Below are 19,502 nucleotides of genomic sequence, written 5' to 3' on the forward strand. Positions count from 1 at the left end.
GCCGTGTACGTCCGGCTGATCGCGGAGTTGGTCAAGGATGGGCGGGATCGGAGACGAGGCGTCGGCTGACACGGTCTGCCTATGCAGCGGGATTCGCCCCTACGGCCTGCCCATAAGCCACGTGGCCGCCCAGCGCACCGCTCACAGCGACGGCAGTCAAGCCGCCCAACGACCACAGCCTGCCCTTCGTCGAGTGACGGCGGAGCCGCGCGGTCGGGGATGCGGCGTAGAACGCCACCGCGGCCACGTTCGAGATCGCATGAGCCAGTCCGGCCCGGGCCTGATCGGGCGGCAGGTCCGCCCAGTCGGCCCAGCCCGCGACCGCTGCCGGGGCGACCCCGGCCAAACCGACAGTCAGCAACCGATGGGTACCTGTATCAGAAGGGGACGGACAGGGTGGCCCAGCGGACGGCCGCGCAGTTCGCGCGCCTCACCCAGTGGGAGTGAGCGGATTCCGCGTTGGAGAACTCGGATTGCCGTATCCGCGACTGTCGACCGTTCCATGCGGTCCAGGGTTGTCAGCCACCATGTCGACGCCGTGTCCAGGGGGAGGGATTCTTGATTTGCGTGGCGGTGTCGAAGACGGGGGCCGTGCCCAGGTGCGTCCGCGATCCCCAGGGACTGCTGCGCATGATGCCGGGACGGAAGGGTACTCGTCGATATCGACCTATCCGTCACTATTTCAGGGGTTTGTCGTGGCGATTCGACACCAAGTGATCGAGCAGCCCCCTGACGCCGTCTGGGCGGTTCTGGAGGATCCCGAGCTCTACGCCGACTGGGTCGTGGGGACCTCCGCGTCCTGGCCACTGGACACTCGGTGGCCGCAGGTCGACGCGGCGCTGGCGTATCGCGTGGACCTGGGGCCATGGACGCTCGAAGGGCGGACGGTGGTCCGCCGGGTGGAACCGCCCCGCTGGCTGGAGCTCGAGGTCGACAGCGGGCGCCTGGGTACCGCGCGCATCGCCATTGAGGTACGCCCCTGGGGCGGACAGGCCCTGGTCCTCGTGGATGAGCACCCGCTGCGCGGACCGGGAGGAGTTCTGCACGCAGCACCCCTCGATCTCCTGATCCAGCTGCGGCACCGGAGCATGCTGCCCCGCCTTGCCCGAACCGTGGAGCGCGTCGCCGCGGCGGCACCGGGCAGCACATCCAGGGCCATGGCGGGAGAGCCGACGACCAGTGGCCGGGCTTGAGAGGCCGAAGCCCACAACACCTCCGGCGCGGGGTCGGCCCCGGCGACAGCCAGCTCAGGGCACGCTCCTGCCACAAAACCGTCATCGACCTATGTATCTGGGGCGGAGGGAGAGAGCGCCATGAGCAGGCGCATAGCCGTGGACGACAGGTGTATCAGCGCACTTTGGGAGCTCAAGGGGAAGCGGGAAGTCAACACGGTGATCTGCCGGCTGAGTGACGCCCTGGATACCTGCGTCGTCGAACGCCAAGGCAATCTGACGCACGACGAGCTCCTGTCGGCCCTGCCCGCGCACGAGCCCAGACTCGTCGTCCACGACCTGGCCTTCGCAACGGCGGACGGAGCACGTCGGAACAGGATTCTGCTGATCTCCTGGCTGCCGCGAGGAATCACTCCCCAGCATGAGGCTGCCAACGGTGACGCCCATGCCGCTCTGCTCGAGAGGCTGGACGGAAGCCCGTTGCCCGTGCGGGCCACGGACTTGGCGGACCTGGACTACCGCAGCCTCGTTTCCCAGGCCCGCACAGGAGCGCTACGCCGGGGCGTCCCGGGAAGCGTGAGCGGATTCACCGTCTCCATGGGACAGACCAGTGCCCCGGCCGATGGTGCGCAGCCCGCGTCATCGAAGCGATCCGTGTGACCTATCGCCGACAGGAGGAGTCCCGCCCGCACCGCCCACTCTCAGGGTCGGCACGCCGGACGGGCGTGCCGACCGGCGTGCCCTACCTTCTGGAGGCCTGGCATGACCTTTTCCACCGCGTCCGATCCGCTCGCCGAACTGTCCGCCGCCGGAGTGTCGGTCTGGCTGGACGACCTGTCCCGTGAGCTGCTGGCCCGGGGTGAGCTGAAGGAGCTGATCGCGGACAAGCATGTCGTAGGAGTCACGACGAATCCCACGATCTTCGCCTCCGCGCTGTCCAGGGGGGACCGTTACAGCGAGCAACTGCGCCGGCTGGCACGTGAGGGTGTGAGCGTGGACGATGCCGTCCTCGCCCTGACCTCCGACGACGTACGGGCAGCCTGCCAGGCGCTCGGCCCGGTCTACCTGCAGACCGGCGGGAGCGACGGGCGGGTCTCCATCGAGGTCGACCCCCGGCTGGCGCGGGACACCGACGCCACGATCGACCAGACACGGAAGTTGTGGGAGACCGTCGACCGGCCGAACCTTCTCGTCAAGATCCCGGCCACCAGCGAGGGCTTGGCCGCGGTCACCCGCGTCATTGCCGAGGGCATCAGCGTCAACGTCACGCTGGTCTTCTCCCTGGAGCGCTATCGCGCGGTGATGGACGCCTACCTGACCGGACTGGAGCGGGCCAAGGCCGCCGGACGGGACCTGGCGGACATCCACTCCGTCGCCTCGTTCTTCGTCTCCCGCGTCGACACCGAGGTCGACCGGCGCCTCGACGCCCTCGATACCCCCGAGGCCCAGGCGCTCAAGGGCAAGGCCGCGATCGCCAACGCCCGGCTCGCGCACCAGGCGTACCAGCAGTTGACCGACGGGTCCCGCTGGCAGGCCCTCGTCGTGGCCGGCGCCCGCCGGCAGCGGCCTCTGTGGGCATCCACCGGGGTCAAGAACCCTGCCTACCCCGACACGATGTACGTCAGCGAACTCGTCATTGCGGGCACCGTGAACACCATGCCCGGCGCCACTCTGGCGGCGTTCGCCGACCACGGCGCTCTGCCCGCCCGCCGGCCAGCCGCCGATGTCTACGCCGGCGCGGCAGCCCATTTCGAGGCGCTGGAGCGTGTCGGCGTCGACTTCACGGATGTCACCGACACCCTCGAACGCGAAGGGCTCGCCAAGTTCGAGCACAGTTGGACCGAACTCACCATCTCGGTGGACCGAGAAATGCGCGCCGCCGCCACCAGCGACGAGTCGGGAACCTTCCGAGGGTCCCCGAAGAAATCCTCGGGCGTCGCCGACCTTCTGGCGATCTACCTCAACGACCACCTCTCCGGCGCGACCGCCGGCCTGGAACTCTTCCGGCGGGCCGCACAGACTCAGCAATACCGGGAACAGGGCACCATGTTGGCCGAATTGGCCCATGAGGTCGAGCAGGACCGTGATTCGCTGACGCAGATCATGGCCGACCTCGCGGTGCCGACCGCCTACACGAAAGTCGCCCTCGGCTGGCTGGCCGAAAAGGCGGGCCGCGCCAAGCCCAACGGCCATCTCTTTTCCCGCTCCCCCCTCAGCGACGTCCTGAAACTGGAATCCATGCTGCTGAGTGTCCAGGGCAAGGCGGCCTGCTGGCGCAGCTTGCGAGCCCTGGCGGAGACCGACGGGCGGCTCTTCCCTGAACACCTGGACGTACTGCTGGAGCGCGCCGACCGTCAGTCCGTCGTACTGGAGCGGCTGCGTCTCGCTGCTGTCGCCTCCGCCTTCCGCTGTACCCAGCCCTCCGAGTGACGGTTGCGGTCCCTCCCGGCTCCCATGTCTCCGGGACAGGAAGGAACGCCCTACCCGTGTGCCCGTTATGCATCAATTGCGCATATGGGGTACTCGGTGGGGCGCGACTCCCGGCTTTGGCCATCGCCACCCGGGCGGAGGTTCGCGCTGGATGCGGGACCGTGCTCGGTCCGAGGCGGCGCAGTGACTGAGGAGGATACGTGAAGGCGTTGGCGTGGCACGGCAAGAGGGACGTACGAGTGGACACGGTCCCCGATCCCGAGATCCAGGATCCGACCGACGTGATCATCAAGGTGACGACGAGCGGGCTGTGCGGGTCCGATCTGCACCTGTACGAAGTCCTGGGACCGTTCCTCGACGCCGGCGACATCCTGGGTCACGAACCGATGGGGATCGTCGAAGAGGCCGGCTCCGAGGTGGTGAACGTACGCGAGGGTGACCGGGTAGTGGTCCCGTTCAACATCTCCTGCGGTACGTGCTTCATGTGCAAGCAGGGCCTGCACTCGCAGTGCGAGACCACCCAGGTCCACACGCAGGGAAGCGGCGCATCCCTGTTCGGGTACACCAAGCTCTACGGCCAGGTCCCCGGTGGGCAGGCCGAGTACCTGCGCGTACCGTTCGGCAACACCCTGCCCATCGCCGTCCCTCCGGGACCTCCGGACGACCGGTTCGTGTATCTGTCCGATGTCCTGCCGACCGCGTGGCAGGCCGTCGACTACGCGGCCGTCCCTCCCGGTGGCAGCGTCGCGGTGCTGGGCCTGGGACCGATCGGGGACATGTGCACCCGCATCGCCGCCCATCGCGGAGCCGGGACGGTCATCGGGATCGACCTGGTACCCGAGCGGCTGGATCGGGTGAAGGCGCGCGGAGCGCACACCCTGAACCTTGAGGAACACGGAGACGGCATCGTGGAAGCCGTCCGTGACCTCACCGCCGGACGCGGCCCCGACGCTGTCATCGACGCCGTCGGAATGGAGGCCCATGGCGCCGCGGTCACCCAGGCCGCCCAGCAGATGACCACTCTGTTGCCCAGCAGGCTGGCTGCCAAGTTGATGCAACGCGTGGGGGTGGACCGCCTGTCCGCCTTGTACCTGGCCATCGAGCTCGTCCGCCGGGGCGGCACGATCTCCCTGTCCGGTGTCTACGGAGGGATGGCCGACCCCCTGCCTCTGCTGACCATGTTCGACAAGCAGATCCAGCTACGGATGGGCCAGGCCAACGTCTGGCGCTGGGTGGACGACCTCCTGCCCCTGCTCACCGACGCCGACTTGCTCGGTGTCGAATCCTTCGCGACCCATCGCCTGCCGCTGGAGCAGGCGCCTGACGCCTACGAGATGTTCCAGAAGAAGCAGGACGGCGCGGTGAAGATCCTCTTCAACCCCTGACAGGCTGCCCCGAGTTCATGTCCGGCAGCGGGCAACGACCGTGCGCGCGGCGGCTCACGCGTGCTGCTGTCGGCCACGGTCGCCCGGCGGCTCGCAACCAGGCGACAGTGCAGCCAGTCCCGCGACCTGGCCGGCTCAGGCGGGCGAGCCGTTCCGCAAACAACTTACGAGAAGTGGGGCCGACCGGAGACGCTCCGGTCGGCCCCACTTGTGGGCTGGTGCTGAGGTCAGAAACCTCGGTGGGTCTGGTAGTAGCCGCCGACCTGCTCGTGGTAGCCGGCGTCGCCGACGTGCTTGTCCTTGTCGAACTCGGGGGAGTCCTTGATCTGGTCCTTGGTGAGGGCGACGTAGATCTTGCGTTCGGCCTGGTCGACCGTCTTCACGGTTCCGGCCGGCAGCAGGACGTGCTTGCCGAAGATCCATACGCCGGTGTCGACGACGAGGTAGGCGGAGTTGACGTCGTCCGAGTGCTTGTCGACCTTCCCGATACTGCCGTCGGTCGCCTCGACCTTGTACCCGGTCAGGTCGGTGCCTGCGATGTGGCCGGTGGTCGCCTGGTAGCCCCAGATGTTGTCACTCATAAAGAACGGCTCCCTTGTTGAGATTCTTTGCAGCCCCGCAGTCGAACTGCGGAGTCGTACAGAGGTCATCGAATTCGGTGACGCTTTCTCAGAAAGCCGGGTGCCCTGCCTCCCGGACCCCACACATCCTCATCGGGAAGAGGAATGGATGGCTGGATTTGGCGTGCTGGAGGCATGGTTCCTGGAGGTACGGCCGTCCTCCGGGCAGTCCTCCAATGAGGTGGATACCGCGGCAGCCGGGAGCAGGCGACCGCTCCTGGGGATCGCAGGATCTGGTTCATACAGCGCCCCTGCATATATGCCTGATCCTTCACCCAGGACCCGGTCATCCGCTCCGTCAAGCCCTCGTACGGGAAGAGGGCGAGGGCTCGAGCCCGGGGCGCGCGTCGGCCCTCGGACCGCGTTCATCCGAGGAGCGAAGTCGGGGCTTTGCGCATGAAGGAACGTTCTGTAATCGTGCATCCGCCCGTGAAGCATGAAGGCCGGAAGGTGGAAGTGCACGGGGTGCTGGTGGGCAGAGCGCGCGGTCTGCGGGATGTCATTGAGGTGCTGCGGGGTGTGCGCGTTGGGAAGGGCTGGGATGAGGGCGACGTGGCCGGCTTGCCGGCGACCTTGAAGTGTGGTCAACGTGCGGCTGATCTCCGGCCCAGGGGCGCCCTGTGCAGGAGGGTCGACGGGCCGGTGAGGGTGCGCCCCGACGGGATTATGCACCGGCTTGCGGGCTGCGCGAGCTGCTGGACCAGTTCCGTGCGGATGTCGCGCACAGCGTTCCGGTGCGCGACATCCGATCCTTCTGGGCACTCTGACGGTGGCCTGCGGATGCTTGAGGGGTGGTGGTCGTTGCCGCGGCCGCACTGGACCGAAGGCCGGTGGATGGATCGCGGCGTTCTTCTCTTACGGGGGGACGGGAGTCTCCGCCCGGAAATCGCTCCGGCGCCTGGCGTCGTCCAGGGTCCAGTGGGTCTTGCCGTCAGGGAGATTGCCGATCGAGGCGAAGCGCTCCGCGTCGTCGTTGATGCGGGCCAGCAGCTGGTGGACCGTGAACGATCCGCTTTCCGGCGTCGGCCGGCCGGCCAGCGCGATGCCGTCCAACGGGCCTGCCTGACTGCTGTCACCGGTAGGCCGATGTCCTTGGCCAGCCGGGTCAGGGACTGCTCCACCGGCCGGGCGGTGTCCGCGACCGGGCCGCTGCGGGGACCTATCGGCTCGATCTCCAGGGCTCGGTCCCCGATCGTGAACTGGGCCTGCGTCAGCTGTTCGGCCGCACTCCGCAACTCGGCAACGATCTGCTCGTAGCGCGGCTGACTGACTGCTCCGACCTTCGCAAACTCCTCGGACATGGTCTCTACCCAAGCGCGGTCTGGGACAAGGCACTTCGGCCGTGAACGGAGCAGACTTTGCATCCGTCACCAAGAGTCACACCAGTAGCTCTATTGTTGCAACGAATGATTGCAAATGGCCGACATTTGCTTGGAGTTGGGATTGTGATGCTTTCAGTGAACGCTCCTTGTGACCGGTCCGCGAACGGTCTCTTCTGGCGCTTCCAGGCTGCTGGCACGTCTCATGCCTCGTTTTGCGGGGGCTGTGTGTACTGTGCGAGCTGCCGCTCCAGCTCCGTGCGGACGTCGGTGCAGAGTTTCCCGGTGCGGGCCCAGTCGATGATCAGTTCCGACACGTGACGGAGTTTGATGTTCGTCCGCTGGGAGATCTCGCGCAGGACGTCCCATCCCTGTTCTGGTGTCAGGTGTCCTATGGCGAGGACGACTCCGATGGCCTGGTCGACCACGGCGTGCGAGCGCATCGCTTCGTGAAGCTGGGCATTCTCGCCCTGCAGTTCCTCCATGAGTCCTTCGACACGTTCCTCCACGTGTTCCTCCAGCGAGTCCTGAGCAGCTGGATCCGATTCGTCGGCGGGGGCTACCGCCGCGCTTTCGCAGTTGCTCCCTGACCGGTCACCAGTTCTTGGCATTCTCTGCCCCGAACGTGCCGGAAACACCCCTGCGCAGGACCGTTCAGAGACCCAGATCACCGTGTCAGAGCAGCGGGAACGACCAGAAGGCAGCCGGCGTCAGGGCCTGGCCCGTGTCCGGGCGCGCGCGGGCGCGTGCTGAGCTGCGTGCTGCGGTGTGCCTGTCTTTTGAACGGCAGGGGTGAGAACCCGGTTCGGCTACGCGGCGGCGGTGCTGAGGAGGACGTCGGCGGTGATGCGCTTGCCGCCGGGCGTCTGCTCCACGGTGACGGTGCGGGCGAGGGCTGTGACGATCTCCAGGCCGTGCTGGCCGATGCGTTCGGGATCCGGGTCCTTGGCGGCCGGCAGGACGGGGTTGCTGTCCCAGAGTTCGACCTGCAGGACGGGGCCGGTGATCCGCAGGTGCAGAAGGGCCGGTCCGGGGGCGTACTTGCGGGCGTTCGTGACGAGTTCGCTGACGATCAGCTGGACGATCTCCACCGCGGGGCTTGCCACCGGGATGCCGTAGTCGTCGCGTACCTTCGTCAGGAAGGCGGCTGCGAGGTGGCGGGCCTGGGCAATGCGGGAGGCGTCGCTGTCCAAGGCGAACGAGGCTTCCAGCGGTGGGGCAGCGTCGGGCCGTTCACCGTCGCCGTTCCTAGGTGGTTCGTCCATTTCCGCCCGCTTCCGTCGCCCTGCCGGTTACCCCTACAGGCACTGCGTATGCCAGGTCGGCACGTTACTTGTGGCACGGCCACGTGGGTGCAGCGCCCGTAGGATGTGGTGCTTCGGGGCTTCCGTATGGAGGCGCTGGCCTGTTACCGCAGAGGATTTTGAAAAACACGTGGCAGACATGCATGAGACAGCTGAGCAGTCCGGCCGCTTGTCGATCCACCGGAGCATCACCGCGGACATCCGTGTCCTGGTCCTGAGCGGCGAGATCGACGCAGACAACGTCGGCCTCCTGGCCGAGGCCCTTCAGATAGACGGCAACGGCCCGGTCCAGCTGGTCCTCGACTTCAGTGCGGTCACCTTCATGGACTCCAGCGCCATCAGCGCCCTGGCCGCCGCACGCCGCGACGCCACGTCGGCCGGCGGCTGGATCCGGATGGCGGCCCTGACAGCGCCGGTGCAGCGAGTCGTCGAAATCGTCGGCCTCGACACGATCATCCCTTGCTACCCCACGCTCTCCCAGGCCCTCCTTCCTTGAGCTGGGGGCATCGTGCACCGACAGGACACGGAGCGACTGCTGTCCGTGCATTCCGTGCGAATGCCCCCAGGCAGGCATGACGGCGGCGCAGTACGCCCGAAAGTCGCCCCGCGTCGTGCGAGAGGGCGTTGAAGGCGTCGGGCGGAAGAGACGGCGAGCGCCTGGGCTGATGCTGGGGTGGACGCTGAACATGCCAGTCGTGCCGGTAGGTCCAGGCGCCGCTGGAACGAAGAGCTGATCGGGCCTCCAAGGGGGACGTCGTGAGCGCTGCGGGTGTTGACCAGCAGGCCCAGCGGGAATCAGCTTCCGGGGGCCGCGGGGGAGCGCCCTCGGCGGCCATCGAGCCTCCGGAGGGAGGCCTTCTCTTGGCCGCCACCATCGCCGGCGGCCTGTCAGCCGTCGGCGCCGTGGCCTGGCCCAGATGCCTCGGTGGCCTTGGCGAGATGGATCCGCGCTTCCTGCAGCCGCCTGGGGACATGGACGACCGCAGGTGCGTGTACCCAGGCTTTCCGACGCTCCGTCCGCGCCTGGCCAGCCGGCCACCGGGCTGGTCCTCTCCCCGCACTACCCTCAAGCGCAGGCGATTTCTAAGCACGGTGCCCGACCTGTGTGCGCTCGTTCGACCACGAGGGCGGCTGCATGGGTGCTGTCCGACCAGCCGCGGATCGAAACCCTTCACGGGACGGAACTCGGCCGACGGAGGGCAGGACTGTTCGCAGCCGACGCAGCAAGCCCGGCGTCGCCGCCGTTGGGCTCCCGGGTGGGGAGCCCGAGTCAGCCCGCGTACTTGCCGTGCTGGTTGACCTACCTGACCGGCGGCCGTTCGCATCCTCCCTCAGCGGCTTCCGTCTCCGGCAGGCGAATCGTCGGGGTTGACGCCGGTGTAGGCGGAGGCGTCCTTTGTGCCTGTCGGCGTACACGTGAACGTCCCCAGCCTCGTACGGATGAACGTCCCCAGCTATGTCGCGGGAAGCAGCACGGCTGAGATCTTGGTTGAGATCGTCAGGCTGGCCGGAGACACTCGCACGATGAGTCGTAGCGCATCGCCCGGATCGGTCGAACGAGGTTGGGACGGGCCGTGGTACCGGGTTCGCGCGGACGACTTCGAGGCGTCGTTCCTGCCTGGCCCGGACGAGGAGTTGGAGGCGGTGTGCAACGTCGATGTCTTCGTGGACCTCAAAGACGGCTCCCGGTGGAGCGCGACTGTCTTCACGGTCGCCGAAGTCGAACGCTTGATGGAGACCTGGGCAGGAAGCGGCGAGGCTCTCGGCGGCCGTTACTTCTGGGTCTCGGACGGCCTGATCGTCCGGGATCCCGGCATCGACAGCATGACCGATGTGATCGCCGGACTGATCGAGACCGACGAGTTCTCCACGGTCTTCCAGCGACTCGAAGACGACTGATCGTGCCCCGGCCGCCGAGTCGACGCGGCCTGTCAGGCCACGTCTGTGTCCCGTTCGATGGCCTTGAGCCGGTTTTTGAGCCGGTAGCTGGGTCCGTTGATGGAGATCACGTCGCAGTGGTGGAGGAGGCGGTCGAGGATGGCGGTGGCGAGGACTTCGTCGCCGAACACCTGTCCCCATTCGCTGAAGGTCTTGTTCGAGGTCAGGATGATCGAACCTTTTTCATACCGCTTTGAGATGACCTGGAAGACCAGGTTCGCTTCCCCGCGTTCGAGGATCTCGTAGCCCACCTCGTCGACAACGAGGACGCCCGGCCGGAGGTAGGTGCCGAGCTTGTTGGCCAGGCGCCCGGCGGCTTCGGCGGCTTTGAGGTTGCGGACCATGTCGTCGAGGCTGGTGAAGTAGACCGAGTAGCCGGCCCGGCAAGCGGCAACGGCGAGAGCGACGGCGATGTGTGTCTTGCCCACCCCCGGCGGGCCCAGGAGAGCCGCGTTGGCCTTGGCCTCGACGAACGAGAGGGTGGCAAGGTCCTTGACCTTGCGCGGGTCGAGGTCGGGCTGGAACGAGAAGTCGTACTCGTCGAGCGTCTTGTGGTGCGGCAGCCGGGAGAGCCGCAGTCCCTGGCGGAATCGACGGTCGTCACGGACGGCCAGTTCCTCGGAGAGGACCAGGTCGAGGAAGTCGAGGTAGCCCATCTTCGCTTCGTCAGCCCGGCGGGTGAACTCGTTGATGGTTTCCGCGAGGTGGGGCAGGCCGAGCTTGCCGGCCGTAGTGCGGATGCGGTTGCCGGTCAGCTCGCTCAAGACGACTCCTTCGTCGGGGAGTTGGTGGTGAAGGGCCGGGTGCCGGTCAGCTCGTCATAGACCGACAACGGTCGGCGCCCGACCTCGATCCGGGTGGCCGCGGCCCTGTTCAGCAGGGCCTGCAAGGGTCCGGTCTCCTCGCCCCGCGGCTGTTCTTGACGAGGCCGGACCGGGATGTCGCCGGTGGTGGTCCGGCGTCCCTGACCGGTGGGCAGGCCGTCCCAGTGGGACTCGTCGACGACACGGGCACCGCGGCCGATCGCCCGGGGATGAGCCGCCAGCAGCGTGCTTCCGTGGACACCGGCGAGGGTGGCATGCAGCATGACCTGGGATTTTGTTGCCCGGATCTCGACCAGCTGCCGCGGGCGGACCCTGCGGGCCGGCACCGAGTAGAGGTTGCCGTCGAAGGCGACCAGACAGTCCTTGCCGACGTGCCGCAGCTGCCGTTCGGCCACCAGATACGGAGTCGGCGGCAGCGCTTTGAGGGCCGCGTGATCCCGCGCCGCCCGTTCCGCAATGACCTCCCGGTGCGTCTTGTGGATCTGGGCCCGCCGCACGGGCACCCAGGAGGTGAACGCGGCGTCCATCTCCTCGACGGAGGAGAAGGACCGGCCGGACAGGACGTGGTCGCGGACGATCAGGACTTGTCGTTCGACCCGGCCCTTGCCCTGTGGGCGGTAGGCGGCCAGGACGTCGATGTCGAAGTCGTAGTGGCCGGCGAAGCCGACCGCTTCCGGATGCAGCGGGACCGCCTCACCGGGGGCGACGTGTCGGCGGACCACAGTCTTGGTCCGGTCGTAGACGATCGTCATCGGCGCCCCGCCGAAGTGCGCGAATGCCCGGCGGTGGCAGTCGAAGAACGTCTGCAGGTCCTGGCTGGTGGTGAAGCAGCAGAACGGATCCCGCGAGTACGAGAGCGTCATGTGGAAGGAGTAGACCTTCGCGACGCCCATGTGGGCGAGGATCTTGCCCTCATCTCCCCAGTCCACTTGCGCTTGGGCCCCTGGGATCACCTCGAACCGGCGGTGCATCCCCGCCAGTTCCTTGGGCGTGATCCCGAGTTCGTCGGCGATCCTCGGCCGGGCCGTCTGAACGTAGAGCTTGACCCGCTGATAGTTCCCGGTGAAGCCGTACTCCTGGGCCAGCCGCTCGTGGATGACCGCGGCCTTCATCAGGATCTCGGCCCGGAGCATCGAATCGATCAGCGGTCCGAACTCGTCGATCACCCTTGCCCGCGACCGCCCGCTCGGCGATCGCCGCGGAGGGGTTGCCGGCCCCGGTGCGGAGAGGTACTTGCGGACCGTCTTGCGGTCCAGACCGGTCTCCCTGGAGATCTCCGACAGGCTCATCGCCCCGGACTCCAGCAGGCCGCGAAAGCGCCGAAGCTCCAGCCATCGCTGCGGATCCAAGACCACTGCCAGCCCCCTCCGCCGCCCGTATCGACCCAGCAGCAGAGTGCCGAGCAGCAGGTCTCACCGCATCAGCAACTGTCCCTTTTCATCCGTACGAGGCTGGGGACGTTCACGTGTACGCCGACAGTGCCGCTGGGGCGGCGGGATTCTCCGCGGCGTCCGGTGCCGTGCATGCCTTCGGACTTTCCTCGGTCTTCGCCACTCGCGGTCAAGCTGTCTGAGGGTGTGCCCACTCCCGATGCCGCTTTCTCTGCCTTCGTAGGCACCTTGCGGGGCTTGTCGGGCTCCGGGGCGTACTTGTCGGGGTGGAAGCTACGGTGGGCGCTGGGGTTCGGTTGCTGTGACTCGTCGTCCACGGACGGGCCCCAGCGCAGCTGACGCTCTCCCTCGGATTTGCGCGATCCTGCTTCATCTGCAGGCTGCCTCGATGTCTTCGCCATTGCGGGACCTCTCGTCGTTGCACGTTGTGTGGTGGCTCTCCTCGCGATGCGGACTGAGCGCCGCATGCGCGGACAGCACAAGCGCCGAGTGTCCCGTCACGTGTGCGCAAAACGTGACATAGCGGTCCCGCCGGTCCTCCATGCCGTGCCGGTTTGCGGGGACGGGGCGTACTGCAGGAACAGCTGGTCCAGATCCCAGCCGATGTCGGTCGAAAGGGAGGTCATCGCCACCGGGTTCGGCAACGTGACGGGCCTCGACGTCGGTCCGCTGTCAGGCCACTCTGTTGCCGGTCCGGAAGGTGGTGTCGGTCTTGCTTGGGTTGCAGTGCTGGCGTGGGGGCCGGACTCCGCGTCCTGCCGGCCCCCACGCTGTTTGTCAGCCGGGCCAGGTTCCGGTCAGGCTGCGCGTAGTGGCGGCGCCGGCGCGGTCGACGGCGGCCTTGACCGCAGCGAAGATGGCGCCCTGGAGCGTCGCGGCCAGGAGAACCTCGCTCCACGTGCGGTCCTCGTCGGTGGCGTCGGGGGCGTCTTTGTCGTGACCGAGTACCTTCCATGCCTGTTTGAAAGCGGCCCCGGCGATCAGGCCGCTGACAGCGCCCAAGGCGAGCCCGACCGGTTTGTAGGCGATCTTCGAGGCTTTCATCTGCTCAGCCCTTCTTGCGGCGGCCGGCCAGCCACAGCACGGTGACGCCCGCGGCGGCAGCGACCAGCAGCACGGTTCGGTTGTCCCGCGCCAGCTGCGCGGACTGTGCCGCCTTCTGCCGCAGAGGTGCGGGTGCCTTCTCCTCCCACACCCGTCCGGCCCGAGCTGCCGTGGCGCGGACCTGCCCCGCCGCCTGGGCGGCCTTGTCCTTGACCGAGTCGGGCAGCATGTCCTGGACCTGGGAGGTGGCCTTCACCGCCTGGGCCTTGAGCTCATCGGCTTTGACGACGGCCTGCTCCTTCAGCTTGCCGGCCTTCTGCTGGGCGCGGGCCTTGACGTCGGTCTTGTCGGCGAGGGCCTGGACAGTCTGCCCGAGCTCGTGGCGGGTCCGCTCGACCTGCTCGCGGAGCTGTTCGGGGCTGGGGGCGCTCTGCGGGTCGGCGGGCGTGTGGGTCATCGGTGTGCGCTCCTCTTGATCTCTGCCACGTCGGCCTTGACGTTCTCGATCGTGCTCTGGGGTGTCGGTGGGGCGGCCTTGCCGATCTGCTTCTTGCCGCTGAGGGCCAGGACCGCGGCGATCACACCGAGAACGGCGGTGACGATCAGGGCCGCGGCCCACACCGGCAGCAGCAGTGCCATCGCTGCGATCACGGTGGCCACCAGTGCCTGGAGCATCAGGAAGCCGACCAGTGAGGCACCGCCGAACAGCGACCCGCTCTTGCCGTAGCGCTTGCCCTTCTCCGTCATCTCCGCCTGCGCCAGCTTCATCTCGCCGCGCACCAGCTCGGTCAGCTGCTGCGAGGCCTGCTGCACCAGCTCACCCACCGGCTCGTGTCCCACGTCGTGCGTCTCTCGGCCCGGCCCGAAGCCGCGCGGTTGTGTACTCGACACGCGATCACCTCCTGTTCTGTTTCGTTCCTGTCGGTCCGGTCACGCCACGGTGCCCCGGCTGTCCGATGAGTTGGCGAGTACCCCAAACCGTGGAGTTCAGGAGAAAAGCGATCTGCCGCGAACAGGGATGCGCTGCGGGGTTGGTGCGTGGCTGCTACAGCCAATGCCGCAGCAGCGGGGAAAATGACGGGTGAGCCAGGCGCTGGAGAGGCCGATCAGGGCGCCGGCCAGCGGCAACGTGGGGTGACGGCGGCGGTGAAGGCCACGACAGCCGGGGTGTGGCCGGAGGGGGGGGAGGAGTCGGGCCGGTCCTCGGCCTCATCGTGCTCAATCCACTTCTTGGACGGGGGCTGGTCGACCAACTGCTTGCACACACCGTTGGAGACCCACTCCGCGACGGCGAGCGCTCCCGATCCGGAGCTGCGGACCCTTGTCCGCGCCGTCCGCCGAGCGCGTCCATCAGCCGCCGCACCGCAGCGGCCGACCGAGCGCCGCTACCTGCGCTGCGCCCCGGTGAAGCGGCACCACCAAGGAACAGCGCGTGCGTACCACCCGCGACCAGCGCGCTGCGGACCGTTCCGTAACGTCCTGGGCCTACAACCGCGCCGCCACACTGCGCCAGCTCGCCGGGACCATTACCGCCCTGCCGGATCTTCCCACCACCGCGACGAACGCACTTGCGGCTCTCCACGCCGCACTCGGGCACAGCGACCCGGCCCAGCTTCATGGCCCCCTGTCCGAGGCAGGTCCTCACCCGCGTCCGGCTCATCCCGACCTCGCGGACCGCGTCACCGACATCGGCCGCCATACCCACGTGGTGCGCGAGAACGAGCACCGTCAGAGTTCCAACGGGCCGTGACAAGAGTTGCGGGAATCGACAGGTCGGGCGGCATCGCATGTTCGACTGCGTGATGCCGACTGGCACCCAGGACTGACTGGCGAGGTAGCTGCGCGGTCGCAGGTAGCGGATCACCGAGGCACTCTTGAAGCGTTCGCCATTGACGTCGAACCCGGGCGCGTCCGAGGCGAAGGAACCATCACCGGTGACGTGAGCGACACCGGCGCCACAGCGATGTGGCGCCAATCGCCGGGTACAGGGCCCGCGCAGCCAGGTCCGAGCTGTGCGCCGCAGCTGCTGAATCAGCCGTGTTGCGTGTTTTGAGGATGAGCCTGCGGATACTCAGACGCCTGCTGGCGCCCTCGACGACGATGTATGCAGGAGGTCCGTGTGACTGACCACCTCCGTACCCCGGAGCGGCGTACTGCGGACCTGTTCGCCGACTTCGTCAAGCGCGACGCCCCTGGCGTGCCGCTGCCGGGCCGGTCGACGGCGCGCCGTCTTGCTGCCCTCACCGCTCTGGGACGGCAAGACCTGTCCCTGGCACGGCTCGCCGAGGGGCACCTGGACGCTGCGGCTATCCTGCACGAACTGGACCATCCCCTGCCCGCTGCAGGGGAGCGGTGGGGAGTCTGGGCCGCACGCCCACCGGGCCCTGGCGTGCACGCGACACGCACGGACCAGGGATGGAGGGTCACCGGCGTCAAGCCCTACTGCTCCGGTGCCCGCACCTGTACCCATGCGCTGGTCACCGCAGACGCCGATGACGGCTACCGTATGTTCGCCGTCGCACTCGAGCACCCGGGCGCGGCGCCGGTGGAGGGGACGTGGCCGGCGATCGGTATGGCCGGCAGCGACAGCCTGGACATGTCGTTCACGGACGTGCCCGCGCGAGCCGTCGGTGGGGTGGAGGGCTATTTGACGCGGCCCGGTTTCCAGCACGGGGGAATCGGCGTGGCGGCATGCTGGCTCGGCGGGGCCCACGCCGTTGCTGCGCCGCTGTACGAGCGAGCTGTGGCAGGGCGGTTGAACGAGCACGCAGCAGCTCACCTCGGAGCGGTCGACCTTCTGTTGCACACGGCCGACACCGTGCTGCACCAAGCGGGCCAGGACATCGACGCCGACCCCCTCGACAAACGCGAGGAAGCACGGGTGCGCAGCCTGCGCGTGCGGGCCCTGGCCGAAAAGGTGTGCACCGAGGTCGTGGACCATGTAGGGCGTGCCACGGGTGCCGGGCCGTTGTGTCACGACGAACGGCACGCCCGCGCCGTGGCAGATCTGACGGTCTACGTGCGCCAGCACCATGCCGAGGCGAATCTGGCCGAACTTGGCCGCCTGGCGACCACGGGCCCGGCAGAGGCGGCACGATGAGCACGCCACAGACCGCTGGCACGGCGAGGCAGGCCGCCGCCGCAGCGATTGACGCGCAGGGCACCGACGAGGCCGAGTGGCAGCAGGCGCTACTGCCAGACCACCTGCCACACCTGATCCTCCCGACAGGTCCCGTCGTCGTGGTGGCTGCCCACCCCGACGACGAGGTCTTGGGATTCGGCGGCACCATCGCCGCCCTTCTCCACGCCGGTGCGGCGGTCCACACGGTGTGCTTGAGCGACGGGGAAGCCTCCCACGGTCCCGCGACGCCGTCGGCCCAGGCGCAGCTGGCTGCCCGGCGCCGCAGCGAACTGACCGCAGCGCTGGGCGAGCTCGGCGATCTGCCTGCCCCTGTGCATGCCGGTCTGCCCGATACGGCCCTCAACGAGCACGAGCACCACGCGCAAGCCGTGATCGGCGAACTTCTCGATACCGTCGGGGCCGCCGTGTGCGTGGCGCCGTGGGAGGGCGACCTGCACAGCGACCACGAGGCCGCCGGTCGAGCCGCCAAGCGCGCCGGCCGCAACCGCTCCACGCCGGTGTGGTCCTACCCGGTGTGGATGTGGCACTGGGCCCGACCCGGCGACCCCCGCGTGCCATGGCACCGGGCCTCTGTTCTCCCTCTGTCTGAAGCCGCGATCGACCGCAAGAAGGCAGCCCTGGCACGGTTCACCAGCCAACTGGAGCCACGCGGCTCCGGCACCGCGCCGGTGCTGCCGGCGCAGGAGATCGCCCACCACACCCGCACCTTCGAGACGGTGATCCGGTGAACACCCCCGCAAGCTACTTCGACAGCCAGTACGCCCACGCCGCCGACCCCTGGCACCTCGGAGAGCGGTGGTACGACCGCCGCAAGTACACCCTGACCGTCGCGGCTCTGCCCCGCCCCCGCTACCTGCAGGCCTTCGAGCCCGGCTGCTCGATAGGCGTGCTGACCGAACTCCTTGCCGCCCGATGCGACCACCTGCTCTCCACCGACCGCGTCGCCTCGGCCGTCGAAGCCACCGCTCGGCGCACCACCGGCCTGGACCACGTCACGGTGCGGCGGATGACGGTGCCCGACCAGTGGCCCGAGGACTCCTTCGACCTGGTCGTGCTGTCGGAACTCCTCTACTACTTCGACACCAGCACCCGTACACGACTGCTCCACCAGAGCATGGAGATTTTGAGGGAGGCCGGCCATATGGTCACGGTGCACTGGAACCACCCGGTGGCCGAGCACACCTGCACGGGCCGCGACGTCGCCGACCACCTCGACACCCTGACGGGCCTGATCCGAATGGCCCGCTACGACGATCCCGACTTCACCCTCACCGTCCACGAACACAGTCCAGGTCCGGGCCCGGTGCTCTCTCCTGCCCGCGCCGAGGGTCTCGCGTGACGCCCTCAGCTGTGGCCGTCGTCGTCCCCGCGCACAACGAAGAACACCGCATCGCTGCCTGTCTGCGGAGTCTGCACGCGGCCGCCGCGCAAGCGGCGCCGACGCCCGTCGTGATCGTGGTGGCAGCGGACGCCTGCACGGACGCCACAGCGACTCTGGCCACCCGCGGGGGAGCCCACGTCGTGAAGACCCGTAGCCGCAGTGTCGGAGCTGCGCGGGCTGCCGGCATCGAGTACGCGCTGGAGCTGCTGGCAGACGCCGGCCCGGAGGTGTGGCTTGCCATGACGGATGCCGACACCACCGTGCCCGCAGCATGGCTCACCCACCAGGCCACCTGGGCGCGGCGAGGCTACGACGCCGTCCTGGGCACCATCCGCCTCGCACCGACCGCGGCCAACGCCCTCCTCGTGGCCCGGCACGACGCCGGCTACTTCCGCACCCGTCGGCTCAGCGGCGCACAGAGGGAGTGGGAGCACCCGCACGTTCACGGTGCGAACCTGGGCGTGTCCGCTGCGGTCTACCTGCGGGTGGGCGGCTTCGCCGCCTTGCCCACCGGCGAAGACCGTGACCTCGCAGTCCGGCTGTCCGCGGCGGGCCATCGCATCGCCCGCACCGACCAGCACCCCGTGCAGACCGCCGCCCGCCTGCGCGGGCGGGCCCCCGGTGGCCTCGCGGACCTCCTCGCCTGCCGCACGGTGTCCGCCCGTCACAGCGGTCCCACACCACTGGACCTCGTGCGACTGGCTTGACGCCCGGCATTGGGAGACGCGCAGTTCGTGAGGCTGAGCGCGGCCAGTGTGGTTGTGTCCTCCCATCACGGGTACCAGGAGGGGGCAAACCGTATGAGATCAGGACCGTATGAGATCAGGAGAGATAGCCATGCCTTCCGAAGCTACCCCCCGCTACACCGTCCCGGGCCTCACGGTGCAGGACGCCGGCTCGCTCATCGAGGTGCTTCAGCAGCGCCTGCACGCCCTCAATGATCTCCACCTGACGCTCAAGCATGTGCACTGGAATGTGGTGGGCCCGCACTTCATCTCCGTGCACGAAATGCTCGACCCGCAGGTCGACCGTGTCCGCGACATGGCCGATGACGTCGCCGAGCGTCTCGCTGCCCTGGGGGGCGTCGCCCACGGCACTCCGGGCGTGCTGGTCGAAGAGCGCTCCTGGAAGGACTACAGCGTAGGCCGTGCCGACGCCATCGCCCATCTTGGCGCGCTCGACCTCGTGTACACCGGAGTGATCGAGGATCTGCGCGCCGCGATCAAGACAGTGGGGGACATCGACCCGGCCACCGAAGACCTCCTGATCGAGCAACTGCGTGACCTGGAGCAGTTCCAGTGGTTCGTACGGGCGCACTTGGAGACCGCGGGCGGGGCCCTCGCCACGGCCGGCGCCACCACCGAGAAGCAAGCCGCCAAGCAGGCCATTGACCGGTGACATCGACAGCAGGGGCGGTGTGGATGGGTAGCGACCGGATCAGCTCGTCACGGCCCTCACACGAGCGCCTCCCCACGCGCGATCGCGCTCCGCGGACACCCCTACAGGCGCAGGCCGGGTTCCAGGAGCGTCAGGACGCCATGAGCGATGTGGC

General features: G+C 68.2%; 22 protein-coding genes. 12 read left to right on the forward strand and 10 right to left on the reverse strand.

Annotated elements, in window-relative coordinates:
- Window positions 1-79: 79 nt before the first annotated feature.
- Window positions 80-361, reverse strand: coding sequence for a DUF2231 domain-containing protein (locus OG410_RS34630; protein ID WP_329302686.1), 282 nt, complete (start codon window positions 359-361; stop codon window positions 80-82).
- Between the two features lie 334 nt (window positions 362-695).
- Between OG410_RS34630 and OG410_RS34635 the strand changes: the two genes are divergently transcribed.
- From OG410_RS34635 to OG410_RS34650, 4 genes are all read left to right on the forward strand, one after another.
- Window positions 696-1,193: an SRPBCC family protein gene (locus OG410_RS34635; RefSeq protein ID WP_329302687.1), complete on the forward strand. Its 498-nt coding sequence runs from the start codon at window positions 696-698 to the stop codon at window positions 1,191-1,193.
- Between the two features lie 120 nt (window positions 1,194-1,313).
- A complete protein-coding gene (locus OG410_RS34640) occupies window positions 1,314-1,832 on the forward strand; it encodes a hypothetical protein (protein WP_329302688.1) in 519 nt (172 codons plus the stop codon).
- A 102-nt stretch (window positions 1,833-1,934) separates the two neighbouring features.
- Window positions 1,935-3,602 (forward strand): transaldolase, encoded by a 1,668-nt coding sequence (tal, locus tag OG410_RS34645; RefSeq protein WP_329302689.1) that lies wholly within the window; start codon window positions 1,935-1,937, stop codon window positions 3,600-3,602.
- 200 nt (window positions 3,603-3,802) lie between these two features.
- Window positions 3,803-4,987: a zinc-dependent alcohol dehydrogenase gene (locus tag OG410_RS34650; protein ID WP_326784440.1), complete on the forward strand. Its 1,185-nt coding sequence runs from the start codon at window positions 3,803-3,805 to the stop codon at window positions 4,985-4,987.
- Between the two features lie 227 nt (window positions 4,988-5,214).
- Here OG410_RS34650 and OG410_RS34655 read toward each other — a convergent pair whose 3' ends face one another.
- The 4 genes from OG410_RS34655 to OG410_RS34670 form a co-directional block, all read right to left on the reverse strand.
- The gene (locus tag OG410_RS34655) at window positions 5,215-5,568 is read right to left on the reverse strand and encodes a PRC-barrel domain-containing protein (protein WP_326784439.1); all 354 of its coding nucleotides are present in this window, start codon (window positions 5,566-5,568) and stop codon (window positions 5,215-5,217) included.
- An 894-nt stretch (window positions 5,569-6,462) separates the two neighbouring features.
- Complete coding sequence (locus tag OG410_RS34660) at window positions 6,463-6,660, reverse strand: DUF6192 family protein (RefSeq protein WP_329302690.1); 198 nt, start codon at window positions 6,658-6,660, stop codon at window positions 6,463-6,465.
- A 469-nt stretch (window positions 6,661-7,129) separates the two neighbouring features.
- Entirely contained in the window at window positions 7,130-7,435 is a 306-nt protein-coding gene (locus OG410_RS34665) for an ANTAR domain-containing protein (RefSeq protein ID WP_329302691.1), read from the reverse strand.
- A 300-nt stretch (window positions 7,436-7,735) separates the two neighbouring features.
- Entirely contained in the window at window positions 7,736-8,191 is a 456-nt protein-coding gene (locus OG410_RS34670) for an ATP-binding protein (protein ID WP_326784436.1), read from the reverse strand.
- A gap of 178 nt (window positions 8,192-8,369) precedes the next feature.
- Between OG410_RS34670 and OG410_RS34675 the strand changes: the two genes are divergently transcribed.
- Together OG410_RS34675 and OG410_RS34680 are read left to right on the forward strand one after the other, a co-directional pair.
- The gene (locus OG410_RS34675) at window positions 8,370-8,726 is read left to right on the forward strand and encodes an STAS domain-containing protein (RefSeq protein WP_326784435.1); all 357 of its coding nucleotides are present in this window, start codon (window positions 8,370-8,372) and stop codon (window positions 8,724-8,726) included.
- A gap of 1,028 nt (window positions 8,727-9,754) precedes the next feature.
- On the forward strand, window positions 9,755-10,129 hold the full coding sequence (locus OG410_RS34680; RefSeq protein ID WP_329304350.1) for a hypothetical protein: 375 nt from the start codon (window positions 9,755-9,757) through the stop codon (window positions 10,127-10,129).
- A gap of 32 nt (window positions 10,130-10,161) precedes the next feature.
- On the opposite strand, the gene istB is transcribed toward OG410_RS34680, so the two are convergent.
- The 5 genes from istB to OG410_RS34705 all read right to left on the reverse strand — a co-directional run bounded on the left by istB (window position 10,162) and on the right by OG410_RS34705 (window position 14,252).
- Window positions 10,162-10,932, reverse strand: coding sequence for an IS21-like element helper ATPase IstB (istB, locus tag OG410_RS34685; protein ID WP_138359593.1), 771 nt, complete (start codon window positions 10,930-10,932; stop codon window positions 10,162-10,164).
- Window positions 10,929-12,347, reverse strand: coding sequence for an IS21 family transposase (istA, locus tag OG410_RS34690; RefSeq protein ID WP_329302692.1), 1,419 nt, complete (start codon window positions 12,345-12,347; stop codon window positions 10,929-10,931). The genes istB and istA overlap by 4 nt, the downstream gene beginning before the upstream one ends.
- 813 nt (window positions 12,348-13,160) lie before the next feature.
- Window positions 13,161-13,427: a DUF4235 domain-containing protein gene (locus OG410_RS34695; RefSeq protein WP_261709080.1), complete on the reverse strand. Its 267-nt coding sequence runs from the start codon at window positions 13,425-13,427 to the stop codon at window positions 13,161-13,163.
- 4 nt (window positions 13,428-13,431) lie between these two features.
- Window positions 13,432-13,884: a DUF3618 domain-containing protein gene (locus OG410_RS34700; RefSeq protein ID WP_326784434.1), complete on the reverse strand. Its 453-nt coding sequence runs from the start codon at window positions 13,882-13,884 to the stop codon at window positions 13,432-13,434.
- Window positions 13,881-14,252 (reverse strand): phage holin family protein, encoded by a 372-nt coding sequence (locus OG410_RS34705; RefSeq protein ID WP_326790714.1) that lies wholly within the window; start codon window positions 14,250-14,252, stop codon window positions 13,881-13,883. The genes OG410_RS34700 and OG410_RS34705 overlap by 4 nt, the downstream gene beginning before the upstream one ends.
- A gap of 607 nt (window positions 14,253-14,859) precedes the next feature.
- Here OG410_RS34705 and OG410_RS34710 point away from each other — a divergent pair.
- From OG410_RS34710 to dps, 6 genes are all read left to right on the forward strand, one after another.
- On the forward strand, window positions 14,860-15,177 hold the full coding sequence (locus tag OG410_RS34710) for a hypothetical protein (protein WP_329302693.1): 318 nt from the start codon (window positions 14,860-14,862) through the stop codon (window positions 15,175-15,177).
- A 354-nt stretch (window positions 15,178-15,531) separates the two neighbouring features.
- Window positions 15,532-16,527, forward strand: coding sequence for an acyl-CoA dehydrogenase (locus OG410_RS34715; protein WP_443062120.1), 996 nt, complete (start codon window positions 15,532-15,534; stop codon window positions 16,525-16,527).
- A complete protein-coding gene (locus OG410_RS34720; protein ID WP_329302694.1) occupies window positions 16,524-17,297 on the forward strand; it encodes a PIG-L deacetylase family protein in 774 nt (257 codons plus the stop codon). Before OG410_RS34715 ends, OG410_RS34720 begins: the two co-directional genes overlap by 4 nt.
- Entirely contained in the window at window positions 17,294-17,908 is a 615-nt protein-coding gene (locus tag OG410_RS34725; protein WP_329302695.1) for an SAM-dependent methyltransferase, read from the forward strand. Before OG410_RS34720 ends, OG410_RS34725 begins: the two co-directional genes overlap by 4 nt.
- Window positions 17,905-18,657, forward strand: coding sequence for a glycosyltransferase (locus tag OG410_RS34730; RefSeq protein WP_329302696.1), 753 nt, complete (start codon window positions 17,905-17,907; stop codon window positions 18,655-18,657). The genes OG410_RS34725 and OG410_RS34730 overlap by 4 nt, the downstream gene beginning before the upstream one ends.
- Before the next feature lie 130 nt (window positions 18,658-18,787).
- The gene (gene dps, locus OG410_RS34735; RefSeq protein ID WP_329302697.1) at window positions 18,788-19,348 is read left to right on the forward strand and encodes a DNA starvation/stationary phase protection protein Dps; all 561 of its coding nucleotides are present in this window, start codon (window positions 18,788-18,790) and stop codon (window positions 19,346-19,348) included.
- The last annotated feature ends 154 nt before the right edge of the window (window positions 19,349-19,502 follow it).

It is taken from the genome of Streptomyces sp. NBC_00659, from assembly GCF_036226925.1.
Taxonomy (GTDB): Bacteria; Actinomycetota; Actinomycetes; order Streptomycetales; family Streptomycetaceae; genus Streptomyces.

Bases quoted from the DNA above. Each gene is read 5' to 3' on its own strand.
- OG410_RS34640 (WP_329302688.1), top strand. From the start codon at position 1,314: ATGAGCAGGCGCATAGCCGTGGACGACAGGTGTATCAGCGCACTTTGG.
- tal (WP_329302689.1), top strand. From the start codon at position 1,935: ATGACCTTTTCCACCGCGTCCGATCCGCTCGCCGAACTGTCCGCCGCC.
- OG410_RS34655 (WP_326784439.1), bottom strand. From the start codon at position 5,568: ATGAGTGACAACATCTGGGGCTACCAGGCGACCACCGGCCACATCGCA.
- OG410_RS34670 (WP_326784436.1), bottom strand. From the start codon at position 8,191: ATGGACGAACCACCTAGGAACGGCGACGGTGAACGGCCCGACGCTGCC.
- OG410_RS34675 (WP_326784435.1), top strand. From the start codon at position 8,370: ATGCATGAGACAGCTGAGCAGTCCGGCCGCTTGTCGATCCACCGGAGC.
- OG410_RS34680 (WP_329304350.1), top strand. From the start codon at position 9,755: ATGAGTCGTAGCGCATCGCCCGGATCGGTCGAACGAGGTTGGGACGGG.
- OG410_RS34695 (WP_261709080.1), bottom strand. From the start codon at position 13,427: ATGAAAGCCTCGAAGATCGCCTACAAACCGGTCGGGCTCGCCTTGGGC.
- OG410_RS34700 (WP_326784434.1), bottom strand. From the start codon at position 13,884: ATGACCCACACGCCCGCCGACCCGCAGAGCGCCCCCAGCCCCGAACAG.
- OG410_RS34715 (WP_443062120.1), top strand. From the start codon at position 15,532: ATGCAGGAGGTCCGTGTGACTGACCACCTCCGTACCCCGGAGCGGCGT.
- OG410_RS34720 (WP_329302694.1), top strand. From the start codon at position 16,524: ATGAGCACGCCACAGACCGCTGGCACGGCGAGGCAGGCCGCCGCCGCA.
- dps (WP_329302697.1), top strand. From the start codon at position 18,788: ATGCCTTCCGAAGCTACCCCCCGCTACACCGTCCCGGGCCTCACGGTG.